This is a genomic window from Neobacillus sp. PS2-9 (assembly GCF_030915525.1).
Lineage (GTDB): Bacteria > Bacillota > Bacilli > Bacillales > Cytobacillaceae > Neobacillus.
Window position 1 is genome coordinate 3,042,102 of sequence record NZ_CP133269.1, and the last position, 14,706, is coordinate 3,056,807.

A 14,706-nucleotide genomic window follows, 5' to 3' on the forward strand; every position below is an offset into this window, starting at 1 on the left:
TTTCCTATATTTATAGAAAATGAACCCCCAACTACAAAAAAAGAGACGCAAAAAAACACGTCTCATCTCTATTCACTACTTTAAAATCCCATTCGCAATTCCAATCATTTGATCCGCATAGGAAACCGCTCGTGCATTCATTTGAAACCCTCTTTGCGTGGTCATAAGATCCGTCATTTCTTTCGTTAACTCTACATTGGACCCTTCTAGAAAACCTGATGCAATTTGCACATCTGCAGGCTGCATCATCTTCACGTAATCAGATGCATTTGCCCCAGTAGGCAACACAGTAGAATCGATAGAAAATTCATTTCCACCCATATTTTTTAACACATGGGGATTTTGAATATCGACAATGCCGACTTGTTGGGCAGAAATAAACGGTGTACCGCTGCCATCCTTGCTTCTTAAATTCATTTGACCATTCCCATCAATACTAACTTCATATTGGCCATCCAACTCAATCGGCTTCCCATTTTGATCGAGTAAGTAACCACCGTTCGCATTCACTAAATGATAGCTTCCTTGTTTAGTAGGATTTGGGCTCAAATGAAAATTCCCATCACGTGAATAACGAACCTCGTCAGCTCCTCCGACAGTCGAAGAAGGATACCCTACTTGGAAAAAACCCTTTCCTTGAATCATCAAATCAAAAGGATTTCCCGTTGAAATAGCTTGCCCTTGCTCCATGACTAGCTGAGTAAGACCTGTTCGGGTTCCATAGCCAACGCGCAATCCATCCGGCGTCAGGCGCCCAACTTCTTGATCCGTTCGACCTTGATTATTCAGTTGAGAAGCCAAAATCTCAGAGAAACTTTGATCTTTTCGTTTAAATCCTGGTGTGTTCACATTAGCAATATTGTTTGCAGAAGTATCAATCTTCTGTTGGTACGCTTGTAAAGCCCCAGAAGAAATATATAATGACGTATTCAAGTGACTTTTCCCCTATTCTGGATATTATCCGTTAATCTTTCCTACCGAATAAAGCTGTTCAAGTGATTGATTATACACACTGACAACTTTTTGATTTGCCTCATAGGCCCTCACTGTCATCATCATATCGGCCATTGTTTGACCGGGATCTACATTTGATTGTTCAACATATCCCTGGTGAAGGGTTACGCCGGGATTCGTCCCACCTGCATCTTGGATAAATGGAAGTGGATTTTCAGATTTATAAACATTCCCGCCTTGGCGAGTAAGATCATAAGGATTTTGTACAACAACCATCCCGATTTTGCCCACCTGTCTCGCATTTGCAGCATCATTAGGATTAGCAATAAGCTGTCCATCTGCATCTATGTACAAATCATCTTTACTGACACCGCTAGTGACTTGAATAGGCTTATGATCCGCACCCAGTATCTTATATCCATCAGATGTAACCAGATTCCCATTCGAATCTAAGTCCCATTTTCCATTCCGGGTATATCCAACCGATCCATCTGGAAGCTCGACAGCGAAAAAGGCTGTGGGCTTCACTGTTCGGCCATTAACAACTTGCAAAGGAATGTTCTGATCATCTATAGCAATATCTAATGGTTGATCTGTTTGAACAAGTGCCCCTTGAAGGAAGCTCGGGATCCGTTCCTGTGCATAAACACCGTTTGCTAGCTCTCCGACCGGTACCCCCTGACCTGGAATCGTTAATCCATTAGCGCCAGGAATCGTTTCATTATAGTCTCTAATACGTTCCACTAATAGTTTAGGAAATGCACGCATAACCGTATCATCCTTTTTAAACCCAGGTGTTTGTGCATTGGCGAGATTATTAGATAGTGTTTCTTGTCTACGTTCTAAGGAGAACATCCCTGACGCTGCAGAATACAAACCTCTTAGCATAAAAATACCTCTCTTCTTAAGTACGTGCCTGTTCAGCCAATTGGAGAATAAAAGCGACTTCACCATTGCCTTTACCCAGTTGCTTTGCAATCTCTTCCACTGAGAGACCTTTAGCTTTCAAATCAAAAACTTCCTTATATCGATCATTCAAAAATAATTGATGACCATTGTTTGCTTTTGAATTAGAGTCAGATTCAATTTTCACCGCATTCAATGCTTGAACCATTTCTACCTTCCATTGTTCATTCTCTCTTTGAGTCATCATATGGTGGTGCTCAATAGTTATTTTTATATCAGTTAATTGACGCATCAATTTTTCTTGATTGGATACCATCTTTAAGGATAGTTCCTGCTGATAGTCCCATTTTTTTCGGAAAGAACTCTTGATGACTAAATACAGCACAGCGATAAAATTGACTATTAAAGTTGCTACATTTAGATATTCTTGCACGTGTTCTTCCCCTTTCTATTGATCAAGTATATAAATTAATTAATAATCCCTTAATCTCACCAATGCGATCCAGAATAGATAACCCTTCATCCTGCTCTTTTAAAACATGGTCAGTTAATTCCATTAATTTACGGTCGAGAACTTGGACGGTTTTTAATGTTTTATTTCCTCCATATGGGTCCCAGCTATCTGTTTGATAGAGACCAACACCATTCTTTGTTACTTCACCCATAAACCGCTTGACCACTTCTTTATATTTCCTGAGTTCAGCAAAGGTCGGTTTCTCACTTAATCTCTGACCCTGTTGGTCGATTTCTTGCAATATTTGCTGAAGATGTTCTTTAGTCAGTTCTTTCGAAAAGGTATTCATGATTTTTTGAAAGGATGCTGTGTTTGTCGATGAACGGTCGCTCGGAGAGAGGCGGGAATCACCTATATTTATTCTTACCGGATCCTGTATTTTCAAGTGAATTCACCCCATCTTACTTCTTCAAAATCATCTTTTGCAAAAGTATCAAAATAAATCAAAATTATGTTGTAATTATACCTCAAGTGAACATAAATTTCATTAAAAGTTAGAGAAAAGTATGCTGATAGGATGATAGTTTTTTATAAAAAAACACCTTCGCTTATATTGCGAAGGCGTTTCGTCAACTATTAATTATTTTAATCTTTGAATTTGTTTATTTACATCCGTAATGGCAAGTACGACTTCTTCAACACCTTTTGATTGCGTATCGATGCTGGAATTGAATTCTTCTGTTTGTTTTTGAACATTTCCTACCTCTAACGCAATTTCCTGGCCATATCTCGCTTGCTCATTGGTTGCCATCATCATTTGTTGAACCATTTCTTTGATGCTGTTAATATTGCGAACGATTTCTGCCGCTGTCAATGCCTGTTCTTTCGTTGCATTGGTTACAGAGCCTGATTGATGTGTTACATTTTCTACAGCAGCAACAATAGCATGACTTCCTTTGGCTTGTTCAGCCGTCGCAATAGAAATTTGTTGTACCTGTTCCTTCGTACTGGTAATTCCTTTTACAATTGCTTCAGCAGTGATCGATTGTTCTTTTGTAGATTGAGTCATTTCTTCAGCCTGGCTTGTTACGCTCTCCACCGCTTTGGTAATGAACTCACTATTTTTTGATTGTTCTTCCGTTGCTTTTGCAATTTGATTCATTTCAACCGTTACTTGAGAGATACCCTCAGAAATCTTCTTAATCGCTTGGTTCGTTTTATCCGCCAATTGATTTCCTACTTTTACTTTTTGAGCACCATCTTTAATAGAAGATACTGCAACTGTCGTTTCATTCTGAATCCCCTTGATTAGAGATGCAATCTCTTTTGTTGCTTTTGCAGATCTTTCGGCAAGCTTACGAACCTCATCAGCAACAACTGCAAATCCTTTTCCATGTTCACCTGCTCTTGCTGCTTCAATGGCTGCGTTAAGTGCTAGAAGATTTGTTTGGTCAGCGATATCATCAATTACTGCAATGATGCTGCCAATTTCCTCCGAGCTTTTTCCTAAGTTCTCCATTACTCTACTAGTCTGGTCTATTACCTTAGAAATCTCCTTCATCCCGTTCAATGTTTCATTTAATGAAATCGTTCCTTCATAAGCATCATCTTTAACTGCATTGCTTAGTTGGTTAACGGTCTGGGCACTTGCTGCAACCTGTTGAATGGAAACAACCATTTCTTCTACTGTGTCTGATGTTTGTTTAGCCGTATCAGTTAGACTTACAGCATGTTCACTTACTCCTTTAATAGAGTGGCTCATTTCTTCAATCGAAACAGAAATTTGTTCCACATTTGCCCCAGCATTACCTACACTGATTGCCACTTGTTCAATGGAAGCCATCATCTCTTGGATTGCTGAAGAAGTTTCTTCCGCAGAGGATGCAAAATGGTCTGCACTTGCTGCAACTAAGTTAATGGAAGCACTCATTTGTTCAATAGCAGCAGAAATTTCATCTACCCCTGATGCCGTTATATTTGTGTTCCCTGCCACTTGCTGTATGGAAGCAACTAATTCACTTATGGCATCATTTGCTTTATTCATAGAAGCATCTAGTTGTTGCGCACTGAGGGCTGTTTTATCTATCGAGTTTTTAATTTCTGTAGCAGAATTAGTGGTGATTTCTGCATTTTTCAATACTCTGCTTACTGTACGACGAATGAGTCCATTGATTAAAAATGCTACCAAGATACTTAAAACCATTGCTAACACAGAAACACCTATAATCTGAATAAGTGAATTAGTTGAGCGTTGCTTTGCATCATCGATAATCTTATTGGTATTTGTTTGTGAACTTTTGGCCATTCTCTCAAGAGAACTGATGGTATTGTCCCCATTATGTTGTAAAACCCCTAATCTTGCATGGGTAGTGTAGTAATTCTCACCTTCAGTCGCTTTAAAGATTGTTGGAATCGTATTTTCATAGGATCCGAAGTTAATATTAAACTGCTGTACTAATTTTTTATCCTTACTTGTATTCACTACAAGTTTTTCCAAATCCTTTACATCACTTTTAACCTTTTTGATATCAGCATTTACTATATCTTCTATCTTAGCTTTTTCATCTGCACTTTTCTCATATGAATATTTGGTTAAATTTAAGCGAATGTCTGTAATGCTGTCTTTAAGTTTTGAGATGATTTGAGCCTCTTTTAACTGAGTATTCCCTAAATAAGTTACGTCGTCACTTAACACATTTATTTTATAATAAGATACAATCGAAACTGACCCTAAGAATAATAAAAGAATAATAAAGCTGCCCCATAGTTTGACACCCATAGAAACATTATTTGCTAGCTTTAGATACTTGTAGGATTTACTTGAACCATTTTTCTGTATTTTTTTCAGCATTGTATACCTCTCCTTTAGGCTTCTGCTCCTTCATTGCTATTGATAAAGCTTTGGATCATATCTCTCAAATCATCAAGATTTGTTGTATTTTCCAATAGCTTTTCAATATCTAGAAGAATAACTATACGATTATCAAACCTTGAAATACCCAACAGATAAGAAACATTATTTGTTTCCAAAATATTGGTTTGCTCGACCGATTCTGCTGGAAGATCGAGCACATCAGTAGCCGCATCTACTATAATTCCAATTTCTTTGTCGTACACTTTCACAATTATAATTCTTGTCACATCTGTTTGTTTCAGTGCTTCCCCTGTAAGTGCCGCGCGCATGTCAACAATAGGAATCACAACATCACGAATGGAAGCAACTCCTAATACATGTGATGCCCGATTTGGATAGGGAGTAATAGAAAGCGTCTGCATTCTATCAATGGAGACAACTTGATTGATATGTACACCATATTCTTCCTGGCCTAATTTAAAAATAAGTACTTTAGCATCCTGAAACTTGACTTGATCTTTCATACGTTATCCCCTCTTCTTGAATTACTTAGTCCTCTACGTCCGATTCATTTGCCTCAGTTTTTATTATTTCTTTTAAATTTACGAGGATAATTAATTGCCCTTCGTATTTTGCAATTCCTTCAAAATGGTCTGTATTAAAACCGCTGGATGCTGCAGCTTCTATTGCATCTGAAGGAATATTAATTACATTACTGGTTTTATCTACAATGAAACCTAATTCAATCTCTTCAAATTTCACAATAATAACTCGCGTGCTTTCAGAGTATTCCACTTGTCCTAGGTTTAACTTACTTTGGAGATCAATCAGGGGGATTATATTTCCCCTGAGGTTAATGACGCCCTTTACATAAGACGGGACATTGGGAACTCTTGTAATCGGAGACAACCGTTCAATGGATTGAACATAATCAATGTTCAATCCATACTCTTCATCTCGTAATGAAAAAGCGATTACTTTGATATTCTCCATAACTTTGGTTCACCCTTTCTATTAAAAAAACTGATTCGAGTCAATGATTAGTGCTACTTGGCCATTTCCAAGGATTGTCGCACCAGATATAACAGGGAGGTTTGTTAAATATCCACCTAATGACTTTAAGACAATTTCTTGTTGCCCAACCACTGAATCAATAACGATTCCTCTGCTTTGGTTACCCTTTCGAACAATTACAATAAATTGTTGCTGCTTATCAACCGATGCATTGGTTGGTGGAACTTGCAGGACTTCATTTAAGAATACTAATGGAACAACCTGTCCTCTAAATTGGATTACTTTTTGACCTTGAAGAGTAGTAACTTGATTCTCATCAGCTGTTGTGATTTCCACAATTGAGTTAAACGGAATAGCAAATGTCTCTTCTTCCACCTTCACTAACATCGCGTAAATGATTGATAAAGTCAGAGGTAATTGGATATGAAAAACAGAGCCATTACCAGGGGTAGAATCAATCGTAATTAAACCACCTAATGATTCAATTTTCGTTTTTACTACATCAAGACCTACACCACGGCCAGAAATGTCTGAAATCTTATCAGCTGTACTAAAACCTGACGAGAATAGTAATGAATAAACCTGTTGATCTGTCAGAGTTTTAGCTTCCGCCTCTGAAACTACTGCGCGTTCAATTGCTTTGTTTAATACCTTTTCACGATTGATACCTTTTCCATCATCAGAAACTTCAATAAATACGTGATTTCCACTTTGATATGCTTTTAATGAAATGGTTCCTTCTTCGACTTTGTTAGTTGCAGCTCTCTCTTCTGCTGTCTCAAGTCCATGGTCTAAGGCATTCCTTAGTAAATGTACCAATGGATCGCCTATTTCATCAATCACCGTTCTATCTAATTCTGTTTCTGAACCTTCAATAACTAATTGAACTTTTTTATTCAATTCTTTGGCAAGGTCTCGGATCATCCTAGGGAAACGATTAAATACTTGCTCAACCTGGACCATTCGCATATTCAATATGAGTCCTTGTAAATCGGTTGAAATTCGCGTCATGTGTTCAACCGTTTCAGTCAATTCAGAAAGCTGAGATTTCCGTGCAATCTGATCCAGTCTTCCTCGATCAATAATTAATTCACTGAATAAATTCATCAGCTGGTCTAGTTTATCTATATCTACACGAATGGATTTGGAGCGTTGTTTTTTCTTAGCCACATTCGAATCTTCTTTATTTTGCTGACGGTTCACTGACTCAACCTTTTCCGATTCTACTGTTGCAGATGAGTTTGCCATTTCTGGATTTTCTATTCCGGTTCTCTCGTCCACAATGACTTCTCTAACCTCTGAAACATTGATTAATGCGGCATGTATTTCCTGAGAGCTGCGCTCTGACAACATTAAAAGGGTAAAAGAATCTTCAAATTTCTCTTCCTCAATTTGTTCTACAGTTGGGATGGTTTGAATTAACTCCCCTAATTCTTCAGCAGCCTGAAAAACTAAATAAGCTCTAATTGATTTCATTACACAGTTAGTATCAAGTGATACTTTAATCTGATATATATTCATTCCAGATTTCGTAGCTTCACTTATGACTGTTGCTTGAAACTCATCCAGTACAAATTCTGCAGTGGCGGCTACCTCACGTGAAGCACTGACAAGTTCTGTGTGATTTGGATTTTGGATTTTTTTTAATTGAGTCACAACTTCTGTGACGTTTTCTTTTCCATCTCCACCCGACTCAATACTGTCAACCATTCTTTCTATTAAATCTACACATTTAAAAATAACGTCCATTATTTCTGAAGTAATCGTTAATTTAGAATTACGAAGAAGATCCAGGACATTTTCCATTTCGTGCGTTAATGAGGCAAGGTCATCAAAACCCATTGAGCCAGCCATCCCTTTAAGTGTGTGGGCAGAACGAAATATTTCGTTTACAATAGCTGTATTCGTTGAATCTGATTCAAGCTTTAAAAGTTCGTCATTAATTGACTGTAAATGTTCTTTTGATTCTTCGATAAACATCTCTAAATAATTATTTAAATCCATTTCAACTTCCCCTCGCTAAGTAGCATACAAAAGTAGTTCTAGAGATACATTAATAACCCAAAAAAATACAGATATATACCTCATATTAGCATATATTTTGATAAATATAACCAAATTTTTTGATAGTTTTTTAGTTTTTGATAGCAAAATCATAAATATATTTAATCACATTCATCAAAATACTAAAGTATGAATAAAACGCCTCCGCAAATATCGCGAAAGCGCCCCTTGATTATTTATTTTAGTTTCTTAATCTGTGAGTTTACATCTGTAATTGCTAGTACTACCTCATCGACTTCTTTTGTTTGCGTTTCGATGCTTGAATTCAACTCTTCGGTTTGTTTTTGAACATTTGCTACCTCTAATGCAATCTCCTGTCCATATCTTGCTTGGTCATTTGTTGCAATTAGCATTTGTTGAACCATATCTTTAATACTGTTAATATTTCGTACAATTTCTTCAGCAGTTAATGCTTGTTCTTTTGTTGCACTTGTCACTGAACTAGATTGGTTAGTCACATTTTCAATGGCTGTTACGATTGCATGGCTTCCTTTTGCTTGTTCAGCTGTTGCAATTGAAATTTGTTGGATTTGTTCTTTTGTATCGACAATCCCTTTAACAATTGCTTCAGAAGTAACCGTTTGTTCTTGTGCTGATTGAGTCATTTGAACAGCCTGAGTCGTAACACTTTCTACCGCTTTAGTAATAAATTCACTATTCTTCGTTTGTTCTTCCGTCGCTTTAGCGATTTGATTCATTTCATCTGTTACTTGCGCAATACCTTCTGCTATTTTCTTAATTGCCTGATTAGTTTGTTCAGCTAGGTCATTTCCTACTTTTACCTTATCAGCGCCCTCTTTAATAGAGGCTACAGCTACAGTCGTTTCATTTTGAATGCCTTTTACTAGGCTTGCAATTTCTTTTGTTGCTTTTGCCGATCTCTCTGCAAGCTTACGTACTTCATCGGCTACTACCGCAAATCCCTTACCATGTTCACCCGCACGCGCTGCTTCAATTGCTGCATTAAGTGCTAATAAATTTGTTTGATCAGCAATATCATCAATTACAGCAACGATACTTCCAATCTCCTCCGAACTTTTACCTAAGTTCTCCATTACATCACTAGCTTGTTCAATCACATAAGAAATCTCTTTCATTCCATTTAGGGTTTCATTTAAAGAGATTGTTCCTTTATATGCGTCATCTTTTACTTCTTTACTTAGCTGGTTAACTGTTTGTGCACTTGCAGCCACCTGCTTAATGGAAACAACCATTTCCTCAACGGTTTCAGAAGTTTTTTCAGCAGTATCGGTTAAACTAACTGCATATTCACTGACTCCTTTAATTGATTCACTCATTCCCTCAATCGCTTCTGAGAATTTTTCTACACTTTCATTCACATTACTTGTACTTGCAGCAACCTGTTCAATAGAAGCCATCATTTCCTGGATAGCAGAAGAAGTCTCCTCAGCTGAAGATGACAAATAATCAGCACTTCCTTTAACTAAATTAATGGAGGCGCTCATTTGCTCAACAGCAGCAGAAATTTCATCGACACCCGAGGCAGTTACATTGGTATTACCAGCCACTTGTTGAATAGAAGCTACCAGTTCCCCTACTGAATCGTTCGCTTTATTCATAGATTCTTCTAACTCTTGTGCACTTGTTGCTGTCTTATCGATTGATTTTTTTATTTCGTCAGCAGAATTCGTGGTAATCTCTGCATTTTTAACCACTCCAGACACCGACCGTCTAATGAGGTTATTAATAAGAAATGCAACCAATATACTAAAGAACATAGCAATAATCGAAACCACAATGATTTGAATAATAGCATTTGATGAATCCTTATCTGCCTTTTCAATGATTCCATCATTTGTCTTTTTGACACTCTTTGACAAATGATCAAGGGAAACCATTGTTTTACCGCCAAGAGCTGATAATAGTCCCATCTTCCCGTGTACTTCTTCATAATTATTACTCTTTGATTTTTCAAAAAAGTCAGGAGTATAGGCTACATATTTTTCAAAATCTTTACTAAACTCATCTAAAAACTTTTTGTTTTCTGATGTAGTTTCTAGTTTTTGTAACTCTTTAATATTTTTTCTTACTTTTGTTGCTTCTACTTTAATATAATTTTCAAGGTTAGCTTTGGTTGAAGCATCTTGTTCATAGGCATGCTGAGAGGCATACATTCTAATACTTGTTACTTCTTCTTTTAAATTTCCGATGATTTCTAGAACTGGTACTTGGGTACTGCCCAATTCACCGACATGATCACTTAATGTATTAATCTTATTATATGAAGCGATAGAAATAGATCCCAAAAATAACAGTACAATAATAAAACTGCCCCAGAGCTTAACACCCATTGATAAATTTCTTATTTTCTCCAACTTTACTTACATCTCCTTTACGCGCAACTACTACATTAAAGAATATATACTACATAGTAGTATATATTTTGATTCGAAATCGAAATTTTTTGATAGTTTTCTATATAGGTATTTTTATTAAAAAAGCGAGAGTGCTAGGAACCATGTAAGGTTCTAATAACATCTCGCTTTTTTTAGCTTATAAGTATCTTGTTATGTAGCCGCCTGCCTTGTCATCTCGTTCTGGGCTGCGATCTACTTCTTGTTGACTGTTAGGATCTAACTGTTTAATCTGTGTCGTACAGCTCTTGCATACCCTGCCCACCCGAATCATATTCCCACAAGTTTCGCAAGGGTAGGTTAAGTTAGGAAAACTTCCCATTAGAATTCGACCCGTTAATATATATTCCCGAATTTGAGCTACGGAGACTTTGGTTTCTTCACTCACTTCTTGAATGGTACTTCCCGGATATTCACGGAGATAGGCCGCTGTTTTCAAAAAATCCTCTTCCGCTTTTTGGTGACATTCATCGCATATATTTCTAATGCGAAGATAAAGTTTCCTGCATTTTGGACAATTCCCAAGCTGTGGCGTGGCCAAGAGCCCCACTCCCTTTTAACAAATTGAAATTAATAGTTACTAACCATGCTGTGCATAGTAAATGATTAGCTGCCTAAAACTTTTTTAATTGATTCCATTACTCTGTCAGGTTGGAAAGGTTTCACTACAAAATCTTTTGCCCCAGCTTGAATAGCTTCTAATACCATTGGCTGCTGCCCCATTGCTGAGCACATAATGATTTTAGCTTGCGGGTGTAAAGCTCTGATTTCCTTAACAGCACTAATTCCATCTTTTTCTGGCATTGTAATATCCATTGTCACAATATCAGGATTAAGTTCACGGTATTTATCTACGGCGTCAGCTCCATTTACTGCTTCACCAACAACCTCAAGCCCATTCTTAGTCAATATATCTTTTAACATCATACGCATAAATGCTGCATCATCAACGATTAATACCCTAGCCATAGTTTTCTCCTCCTACATTCTTTGTTGATATTAATTGGTCATATTAGTAATACGGTCAATTTGGCTGATAATATCTGTAATTCGCACTCCAAAGCTTTCTTCTATTACGACCACTTCACCCTTGGCAATCAACTTATGATTTGCAAGAATATCCACAGGTTCTCCTGCCAATTTATCTAATTGAATAACAGCGCCAGGACCCAACTCCAAAATTTTGCGGATTTGCATTTTTGTACGCCCTAACTCAACTGTTATTTCAAGTGGAATATCAAATAACATATCAATATTTCCAGGATGAGCATCACTAGATCTAGTTTCGGTAAAGGTACTGTACTCAACTTTTTGAACATTCGCATTGAATGAGGTTTGCTGAGTACTGTTTTGTGAAACAACCTGTTCTTGATAATGTGCAGAAGGAACTTCTTGCATCGAAACCGGTTGACTAGGTGCTGGAGTTGCTACTTTCTCAATCTTCACACTTGGTTCCGCAGGCTTACTTGGTGACATAATTTTTTGGATCATATCCTTTCCAAAGGACAAAGGAATAAATTGAATCATATTGGAATCAATTAAACTTCCAACCTTCAAGCGGAAAGATATTTCTAAAATTATATCATCTTCAAGATCTTCTAATTTTTTAGGTGGAAATCCAAGTACATCAATTATTGGTGGCGAGATATCCACCTTCTGGCTAAATATGGTGGACATTGATGTAGCAGCAGAACCCATCATTTGGTTCATCGCTTCCTGAACGGCACTTAGATGAAGTTCAGATAGTTCAGGTTCAAGGGAAGTGCCATCACCACCCATCATCAAATTGGCTATAATCTTAGCATCGTTCTCTTTGATCATTAACAAATTTTTACCACGGATGCCCTCTGTATAATCCACATGTACTGCTACATGCTTTTCTCTTATTAACTCTTCCATTTTCTCCTGCTCAATCACAGCCAGTGTAGGTGTGGTAATTTCTACCCGTTGGTTCAGCAGTGAAGATAACGCGGTAGTAGAGCTCCCTAGTGCAATGTTTCCAATCTCTCCTAAAGCGTCCTGCTCCAAGGAACTCAAAAAATCATCTATAGACAAGCTAGGTGTCTCGTTCATTTGATTAAACAGTGCGTTGATCTCTTCTTGAGATAATAACCCCTCGTTCATTTTATATGTCATCTCCTTCAGAGTCGATTGTTTCTTCGATTTGGACAGCATAACGTCCTTTTTGAAGACCCGGATTGCCTATAAATCTAGTCACTTGATCCACCTTGACTTGAATTTTTCCAGTTTCAATACCAATCACATCTCCAACCTGCAGGTTGTAGAGTTCGGATATCGGTAATGTAGCCCTTCCTAGCTCTGCAATAACGGGTACACCTACTGTGTCCAGGTTTTGCTTAATTTTATCCTGCTGAGGTACACTTGTTTTCGACATCGTAGAAAGCCATTGATGTGTTGATAATTTTGGCAAAACAGGTTCCACAATTAGATGTGGTATACATAAAGTCATTCTTCCTGTTATTTCTCCAATAGTGGTGTGGAGAGCTATAACAATTACTGTATCATTTGGAGAAGAAATTTGGATAAATTGCGGATTTGATTCAATCGCTTCCGATCTTACTTTCATATTTTCAATATTTTTCCACGCATTTTGATATATGTCTGATGCTCTTGAAAATATTTTTTGTAAAAGTACAGTTTCTATCTCAGTTAATGACCCGTTACGTGATGATGAATCCCCTTGTCCTCCCAGCAATCGTTCTAAAATTGCGTAGGCTACCATAGGATTCATTTCCATTACCATTTTTCCATCCATCGGTTGAACTTCAAATACGTTCAAAATTGTACGCGAGGGGATAGACGCGATATATTCTTGGTAGTTTACTTGGTCTACCAGATCTATTTGAATTTGAACGTAGGTTCTAAGTTGGGCTGAAAGATAAGAAGTTAGCAATCTAGTAAAATTCTCATGAATTCTCGTAATACTTCTCAGCTGTTCCTTGGAATAACGCATGGCACGTTTGAAGTCATATAGTTTTACTTTTTCATCTTTAACCGTTACATCGGACGCTTGTATTTCACCATTATTTAAGGCGGATAACAGGGCATCGATCTCTTGTTGTGATAATACATCTGCCAAAGGGCATCCCCCTAACTCTTCCCTGAGTTATTCAATCATTTTAGTCTATTAGTACTCTATTATCGTTTTAAGTTTACTACTTCTTCTAAAATAGAATCGGAAGTAGTTATTGTTCTAGCATTTGCTTGGAATCCACGTTGTGCAACGATCATTTCCGTAAATTCTTCTGTTAAATCAACGTTGGACATCTCAAGAATTCCTGCATTAACTGTTCCACCTTTATTATTTTCAATCCTGTCAGGTGTAATATCGCCAGAATTTCCTGTTCCCTCAAACATTGTGTTACCTATTTTCTTTAAGCCTGCAGGGTTTGGAACGACAGCGGTTGCTAATGATATATTCTCAATTGAATTCTCATTAGTGCTCAAGTAGTATTTACCTGCACTGTCCATTGCTAATTTTCCACTTTCCCCATCTTCTCGCACAACATTTATATAGCCATTAGAATCGATGGAAAATGAAGTGAATTTCTGTGTTTTTCCGTCTTTATCAAGATTCAATTCATCCGCTACAATCTTTATTTCTGCATTTTGCGGTTTTCCATCGCCACCGACCACTACACCATTTACAAAGAAGCCATTTGAATTAACTAAGAAACCATTCGTATCTCGAGTAAAGTTTCCAGCCTTTGTTAAGTATGTAGGGACATCTGTACCAGGTGTTTCAGGGCTCACCACAAAAAAAGCATCTCCGTCAATCGCTAAATCCGTTCCAACATTAGTTGTCATTGGGCTTCCTGGAGTATGAACGGTATCGATAGACCCTATCTTTGTTCCAAGCCCCACTTGTTGTGGATTGATTCCTCCACTTTTGGTAGTCGGTGCAGTAGCTCCAGAAATATTTTGATTAATAATATCTTGAAACATTACACGGCTCTTTTTAAATCCGACTGTATTGACATTGGCAACGTTATTACCAATGATATCAAGTTTCGTTTGAAAACCTTTCATTCCAGAAACCCCAGAGTAAAGCGACTTTAACATTG

General features: G+C 37.4%; 14 protein-coding genes. All 14 read right to left on the reverse strand.

All coding sequences use genetic code 11. From position 1 onward, the window contains the following. Positions 1–75 precede the first annotated feature (75 nt). The 14 genes from RCG25_RS15420 to RCG25_RS15485 all read right to left on the reverse strand — a co-directional run bounded on the left by RCG25_RS15420 (position 76) and on the right by RCG25_RS15485 (position 14,704). Entirely contained in the window at positions 76–933 is an 858-nt protein-coding gene (locus RCG25_RS15420) for a flagellar hook-basal body protein (protein ID WP_308079708.1), read from the reverse strand. A gap of 24 nt (positions 934–957) precedes the next feature. Continuing rightward, a complete protein-coding gene (locus tag RCG25_RS15425; protein ID WP_308079709.1) occupies positions 958–1,842 on the reverse strand; it encodes a flagellar hook-basal body protein in 885 nt (294 codons plus the stop codon). Positions 1,843–1,858: 16 nt separating this feature from the next. After that, complete coding sequence (locus tag RCG25_RS15430; RefSeq protein WP_308079710.1) at positions 1,859–2,293, reverse strand: DUF6115 domain-containing protein; 435 nt, start codon at positions 2,291–2,293, stop codon at positions 1,859–1,861. Positions 2,294–2,315: 22 nt separating this feature from the next. Next, entirely contained in the window at positions 2,316–2,759 is a 444-nt protein-coding gene (locus RCG25_RS15435; RefSeq protein WP_308079711.1) for a YaaR family protein, read from the reverse strand. A gap of 195 nt (positions 2,760–2,954) precedes the next feature. Then, positions 2,955–5,165 (reverse strand): HAMP domain-containing methyl-accepting chemotaxis protein, encoded by a 2,211-nt coding sequence (locus RCG25_RS15440; RefSeq protein ID WP_308079712.1) that lies wholly within the window; start codon positions 5,163–5,165, stop codon positions 2,955–2,957. Positions 5,166–5,179: 14 nt separating this feature from the next. Next, a complete protein-coding gene (locus RCG25_RS15445) occupies positions 5,180–5,692 on the reverse strand; it encodes a chemotaxis protein CheW (RefSeq protein WP_308079713.1) in 513 nt (170 codons plus the stop codon). 25 nt (positions 5,693–5,717) lie between these two features. Further along, positions 5,718–6,161: a chemotaxis protein CheW gene (locus RCG25_RS15450; protein WP_308079714.1), complete on the reverse strand. Its 444-nt coding sequence runs from the start codon at positions 6,159–6,161 to the stop codon at positions 5,718–5,720. 21 nt (positions 6,162–6,182) lie between these two features. Then, the gene (locus RCG25_RS15455) at positions 6,183–8,186 is read right to left on the reverse strand and encodes a chemotaxis protein CheW (RefSeq protein WP_308079715.1); all 2,004 of its coding nucleotides are present in this window, start codon (positions 8,184–8,186) and stop codon (positions 6,183–6,185) included. Between the two features lie 236 nt (positions 8,187–8,422). Beyond that, positions 8,423–10,582 (reverse strand): methyl-accepting chemotaxis protein, encoded by a 2,160-nt coding sequence (locus RCG25_RS15460; protein ID WP_308079716.1) that lies wholly within the window; start codon positions 10,580–10,582, stop codon positions 8,423–8,425. 178 nt (positions 10,583–10,760) lie between these two features. After that, on the reverse strand, positions 10,761–11,060 hold the full coding sequence (locus RCG25_RS15465; protein ID WP_308079717.1) for a hypothetical protein: 300 nt from the start codon (positions 11,058–11,060) through the stop codon (positions 10,761–10,763). A 167-nt stretch (positions 11,061–11,227) separates the two neighbouring features. Continuing rightward, complete coding sequence (locus tag RCG25_RS15470) at positions 11,228–11,590, reverse strand: response regulator (RefSeq protein WP_308079718.1); 363 nt, start codon at positions 11,588–11,590, stop codon at positions 11,228–11,230. Between the two features lie 30 nt (positions 11,591–11,620). Next, on the reverse strand, positions 11,621–12,745 hold the full coding sequence (gene fliY / locus RCG25_RS15475; RefSeq protein WP_308079719.1) for a flagellar motor switch phosphatase FliY: 1,125 nt from the start codon (positions 12,743–12,745) through the stop codon (positions 11,621–11,623). 1 nt (position 12,746) lies between these two features. Further along, the gene (gene fliM / locus RCG25_RS15480) at positions 12,747–13,721 is read right to left on the reverse strand and encodes a flagellar motor switch protein FliM (RefSeq protein ID WP_308079720.1); all 975 of its coding nucleotides are present in this window, start codon (positions 13,719–13,721) and stop codon (positions 12,747–12,749) included. A gap of 59 nt (positions 13,722–13,780) precedes the next feature. After that, positions 13,781–14,704, reverse strand: a complete 924-nt coding sequence (locus RCG25_RS15485; protein ID WP_308079721.1) for a flagellar hook-basal body complex protein — start codon at positions 14,702–14,704, stop codon at positions 13,781–13,783. Between the last annotated feature and the right edge of the window lie 2 nt (positions 14,705–14,706).